General features: G+C 67.9%; 4 protein-coding genes. 3 read left to right on the top strand and 1 reads right to left on the bottom strand.

The genetic code is table 11. The features are described 5' to 3' along the window. A partial coding sequence (locus tag LQV45_RS17825) for a helix-turn-helix domain-containing protein (RefSeq protein ID WP_230008169.1) occupies positions 1-145 on the bottom strand: 145 nt, incomplete at its 3' end. Between the two features lie 151 nt (positions 146-296). On the opposite strand from LQV45_RS17825, the gene LQV45_RS17830 reads away from it, so the two are divergent. The 3 genes from LQV45_RS17830 to LQV45_RS17840 all read left to right on the top strand — a co-directional run. Next, positions 297-941, top strand: a complete 645-nt coding sequence (locus LQV45_RS17830; RefSeq protein ID WP_230008166.1) for a hypothetical protein — start codon at positions 297-299, stop codon at positions 939-941. Then, the gene (locus tag LQV45_RS17835) at positions 938-2,257 is read left to right on the top strand and encodes a P-loop NTPase (RefSeq protein ID WP_230008167.1); all 1,320 of its coding nucleotides are present in this window, start codon (positions 938-940) and stop codon (positions 2,255-2,257) included. The genes LQV45_RS17830 and LQV45_RS17835 overlap by 4 nt, the downstream gene beginning before the upstream one ends. A gap of 57 nt (positions 2,258-2,314) precedes the next feature. Then, positions 2,315-4,903: NAD-glutamate dehydrogenase domain-containing protein (locus tag LQV45_RS17840; protein ID WP_230008168.1), on the top strand; the 2,589-nt coding region annotated here is incomplete at its 3' end.

Consider the following 4,903-nt stretch of genomic DNA (forward strand, 5'->3'; position numbering starts at 1 on the left):
CGAGCATCTTCTCCTCGACGCGCCACTGGCCGCGTCCGCCCACCTGGATTGCCTTCAGCTCTCCGCTGCGAACGAGCGCGTAGGCGGCCGGAGAGTTGATCTGGAGCTGCTCGGCAACGTCAGCGAGAGTCAGGAATCGGGGCATGAATCCATTTTGCCACCGTTGAGGCCTACTGGTGCCGTTATCCACAGTTTGCGCCTGTTTGGTCCCGGATCTTCCACCCGGGCGGCCCGGGCGCAACAATAGGGGTGCCCGGCATCCGGGAATGGACGGCGACGACAGGGGGAGCGGACGCATGAGTGGAAGCGCGGCAGCCGAAGGGGCCCGTTTGAAAAGGCCGTCCTGGAAAGACCCCCGGCTCCTCGTCGGAATCCTGCTGGTCCTGGCATCCGTCGTTGGCGTGGTCTCGCTGGTCGGCGCCGCGGACCAGACCACGGAAGCGTACGCGGCGCGGGAGCCGATCGCCGTCGGCGAGACGCTGACAACTGACAAGCTGCACCGGGTCAAGGTGCGGCTCGGCGAAGTGGAACAGCACTACCTGACCCCGGAGGCCGGCCTGGATGCCGGACTTGTGGCCGTGCAGCGGATCGGCAAGGACCAGCTGCTGCCGCGTGAGAGTGTCGGGCAGCTCGACGGGCTAGACCGCAAGCCCGTGGCTGTCACCGTCGAGGAGACCCTTCCCGCCCAGGCCGTGGCGGGCTCGCGCGTGGATGTCTGGGTGGCGTTGCCGGATACCCGCAACGGCTTCAGCGAGCCCTCCCTGCTCCTCTCCGGCGCCGAAATTGCCCAGATCACCCCGGGCAGCACAGCCCTGGGCTCCTCACGTTCCACGGTGGTCATGGTGCTCGTTCCCGACGCCCAGATGCCCAAGTTGCTGGGGGCCCAGGCCAACAAAGCAAAGATCGCGGTCGTGTGGAACCCGGGCGGTACCTCGCGATGAGCATTCCCGTGGTGACTGTGGGGGACTCCCGCGATGACCTGGTCGGCGGACTGGAGCGGCTGCACGGGCCCGTGTCCGTTGTCCGGCGGTGCAGCGAGCTGGCGGAACTGCTGGCCGCCTGCCAGAGCGGGTTGGCCCGCGCCGCCGTCGTAGCGGCCGGCAGCGAAGAGCTGACGGCCTCGCTGGTGGACCGGCTGTCCGCCGTCGGCGTCGTCGTCATCGCCTTGACCGACAATCCGGAGGAAATTGTCCGCCTGCGGACCATTGGCGTGGCAGCGGAAGCCCGGGCCGTTGACGCCGCGGCCCTGGCGGCCCGGATTTCCGCAGCGGTGGCGCAGCTCAGTGGCACCGGAGAGGGCCCGGGACCGGCCGCGGGTGACGGCGCCGCGCCCGTCGCCGCCGCAGGGCAGGTGCCGCGGTCTTCCGGGGCGCACACCGTCACCGCAAGCCCAGGCGCGAAGGGTCGGATCATTGCGGTCTGGGGTCCGGCCGGCGCGCCGGGCCGGACCCTGGTGGCCGCAAACATCGCGGGGGAGCTGGCCGCGGAAGGCCATTCCGTGCTGCTGGTCGACGCCGACAGCTACGGTGCCAGCGTGGCCGCCCTCCTGGGTCTGCTTGACGAGGCCGCCGGGCTGGCCCAGGCCTGCCGGCTGGCAGACCAGGGCCTGCTTGACGCCGATGCCCTGCTCAGGATCGCCACGACCGTGCCGACCAAGGCCGGCGCGCTGCGGGTGCTCACCGGGATTACGCGGGCGGACCGCTGGACGGAACTGCGCGCCGCGGCCCTCACACTGGTGCTGGAGCGGGCCCGGGAGATTGCGGATGTCACTGTGGTGGACACCGGCTTCTGCCTCGAAGCCGATGACGAGCTTGGCTTTGACAGTGGCGCGCCGCGCCGCAACGCCGCGACCCTGCGAAGCCTGGAGCTGGCCGACACGGTCTTTGCCGTCGGGGCGGCGGACTCCATCGGGGTGCCGAGGCTCGTCCGCGGCCTCGCCGAGCTTCGGGCGGCCGTCCCGCAGGCGGCGCCGCAAGTGGTCCTGAACAAAGTCAGGACCTCCGCCGTTGGGCGCTCGCCCGAACGCCAGCTGCGGGCCGCCTGGGAGCGGTACGGCCCCTCGGCGCCGTTGTCGGCGTTCCTGCCGTCCGACCCCGCGGCGAGCGACGCCGCCCTCCTGTCCGGGGCACTTTTGCTCGAATCCGCCCCTGAGTCCGAGTTGAGGCACGCGATCGCCATTTTGGTTTGTGCACCTGCCCAGCGAAATAAGAAATCCTTTGTCTTTTCTTCCACAGCACGACGCCGGGCAAAGGGTTAGGGTCAACGTAAGGGCCGCAAAGAGGCGGCTGTGAACTTCTTTTATGGAGGCGTTTCGATGTCGTCTGGGTCCAGCGTGGAGGATCAGCCCGTTTCGATCGGTAGCAGCGAAAGCTACCTCGGGGATTACTACGAGCACCTCGCGGAGGAGGATTTCCGGGCCTATCCCCAGGAAGTCCTGACGGCAAGGACCGAAACCCACCGCCAGATCGCGGCGACGCGGAAGCCGGGCATCGCGAACATCGACCTTCGTGACGAGGCAGACTGCAGCGTCCTGTACATCGTCACCGACGATATGCCCTTCCTCGTGGACTCCGTCAACGCCGAGCTGGTCCGCCAGAACGCGCCCATCCACCTCGTGCTGCACCCGCTTTTCGTGGTGACCCGCAACCGGGAGACGGGGAACCTCGTCAAGGTGGCCCGCGTCCCCTCCCACCTGGGCATCTCCAGCGGTGACACGGCGGCCATGCCGAACCTCTCCCACCTGATCGCCGAGGGCGACAACGCCTCGCACATGGAATCCTGGATCGCCGTCGAGATCGACCTCGTCGGCGAGGAGAAGCGCGCGGAGCTGGTCAAGGGAATCTCCCGCGTGCTTGGCGACGTCCGCGCCGCAGTCGAAGACTGGCCGAAGATGCGCACGAAAGCCCTTGAAATTTCCGCGGATCTGGACCGGGTGGCCAACCGGGCGCAGATTGCCGAGCTGCGCCAGGCCCAGGACCTGCTCCGCTGGCTCGATGACGGGAACTTCACCTTCCTCGGCTACCGCGAATACGACCTCGTGAACGAATCCGGCGAGGATGTCCTGGAACTGCGCGAGGAAAGCGGCCTCGGCCTGCTCCGCGCCGGTGCGGACACCCGCCAGGTCCAGCACCTCACCGAGGCCGGCCGGAAGAAGGCCCGTGAGAAGCGCGCACTCGTGATCACGAAGGCGAACTCCCGCTCCACCGTGCACCGCCCGGCGTACCTGGACTACATAGGCGTTAAAAGCTTCGACGCGGCCGGCAACGTCAACGGCGAACGCCGCTTCATCGGCCTGTTCGCCACAACCGCCTACGCCGGTTCCGTCCGCGATATCCCCGTAGTCCGGGAGAAAGTCGCCGCTGTTCTCAGCGACGCCGGCTTCCCGCCGGACTCGCACTCGGGCAAGGACCTCCTCGGCATCCTTGAAACCTATCCGCGCGATGAGCTCTTCCAGATCGAAATCCCGGACCTCGCCGCCATCGCCACCGGCATCCAGCGGCTGCAGGAACGCCGCCGGACGCGGCTCTTTCTCCGCCCCGACATCTACGGCCGCTTCATGTCCGCCGTCGTCTACCTGCCCCGCGACCGCTACACCACCAACGTCCGCCTGCGCATTGAGCAGGAACTGCGGGAGACCTTCAACGCCGTCTCCATCGACTATGAGGCGCGCATGACAGAGTCCGCTCTGGCCCGCCTCTTCTTCCGGATCCGGCTGCCCAAGGACGCCGACGTCAGCAATGTCAACAGCGACGAACTGGAGAAGCGGCTGGTCCGGGCCGCCCGTTCCTGGGGCGAAGGCATTTCCGAAGTTCTGCGCGCCCGCGGCGACGGCGGCACCAAGGAGGACGGCGCCAAGGAACTGGCAGCGGTCTGGGCCGAGGCGTTCCCGGCCGGATACCGGGTGGACTACGAGATCGAAGACGCGCTGCAGGACATCGACCGCTTCGAAAAGTACGGTGCCGCGGCCGAACGGGCCGGCGAAGCCGTCAAGGAGCACCCGGGCGTCCACGTGTACCTCCCCGACGGCGCCGGAGCCACACTGGAAGAGGACGCCCGCGTCAAGCTCTACATGCTGGAGCCGAAGAGCCTGAGCCAGATCCTGCCGTACTTCCACAACCTCGGCCTCGAGGTCCTGGACGAACGCCCGTTCGAGATCGAGACCGCGGATCACCGGGACTTCTTCCTCTACGACCTCGGCCTCAAGTACCCCGCCGGCGTGGATCCCCAAGCCACCGGCCAGCTGCTGGGCGAGTTCTTCGGCGCCGCCGTGACCGGCGCCGTGGAATCCGACAGCTTCGACCGGCTGGTACTGCGGGAGGGCATGCACTGGCGCCAGGTTGTCGTACTGCGCGCTTACGCCAAGTACATGCGGCAAATGGGCAACACCAACTCCTTCGGATTCCTGGCTGACACCCTGCTGGCGAACCCGGACGTCACCCGGGGACTCAGCGCCCTGTTCACAGCGCGGTTCGACCCGGCGCTCAGCGACTCCGACCGCGTGCTCAGGGAGGTAGAGGTCCTCGCCGGACTGGATGCAGCGATCGAGCAGGTCGCGACCCTCGATGCCGACCGCCTGCTGCGCACGTTCAAGAACCTGATCCAGGCCACGCTCCGCACGAACTACTTCCAGAACAAGCCCCACCTGAGCTTCAAACTGGATCCGTCCCTGATCGAGGGCCTGCCCTTCCCGCGGCCGATGTTCGAGATCTGGGTCTACTCGCCCCGGGTCGAGGGCGTGCACCTGCGCTTCGGCAAGGTGGCCCGCGGCGGCCTGCGCTGGTCGGACCGGCGCGAGGACTTCCGCACTGAAATCCTGGGCCTGGTGAAGGCGCAGACCGTCAAGAACGCCGTCATTGTTCCGACGGGCGCCAAGGGCGGCTTCTACGCCAAGCAGCTCCCGGAC

The organism is Microbacterium sp. Bi128 (assembly GCF_918698205.1).

Excerpts from the sequence above, each read along its gene's own strand:
- LQV45_RS17835 (WP_230008167.1), top strand. The coding sequence starts at position 938 with ATGAGCATTCCCGTGGTGACTGTGGGGGACTCCCGCGATGACCTGGTC.
- LQV45_RS17830 (WP_230008166.1), top strand. The coding sequence starts at position 297 with ATGAGTGGAAGCGCGGCAGCCGAAGGGGCCCGTTTGAAAAGGCCGTCC.